The organism is Vibrio sp. S234-5, assembly GCF_000960595.1.
Lineage (GTDB): Bacteria > Pseudomonadota > Gammaproteobacteria > Enterobacterales > Vibrionaceae > Vibrio.
In genome coordinates, this window is record NZ_JZAM01000083.1 from 1 (window position 1) to 307 (window position 307).

Below are 307 nucleotides of genomic sequence, written 5' to 3' on the forward strand. Positions count from 1 at the left end.
CGAGGTTGGTGCGGCTGGCTCAATCAGAAATTTGAACTGTAGGTTTTTGAGTATTGGCGGCCAAAGTTCAAAACTTGATTTTCAAATTATGAGTCGTTTCGGTTTTTTTGGTCTTGGCTTTTGTTTGTGAGCCAAAGCTGAGTTAATCTTGGTTTTGGTAAAACGTAAGCCCTTGAAGCTTAAACATAACAAAGCGTTCAAGAGGGACTTGGCACGCGTGGCATTTTCAGCATGCGGTGGGTTTTGTGATTAAGTTGGTGTGCTGTAGCTTTCGTAGTGCATTGCTCACCCCTTAGCAGGGGTCGAG

General features: G+C 44.3%; 1 pseudogene. It reads left to right on the forward strand.

Going from position 1 to position 307, the window contains the following annotated elements:
• Nucleotides 1-148: 148 nt before the first annotated feature.
• A pseudogene (locus UF06_RS28260) lies at nt 149-247 on the forward strand (DUF3265 domain-containing protein); the annotation flags it as partial.
• Nucleotides 248-307 lie beyond the last annotated feature (60 nt).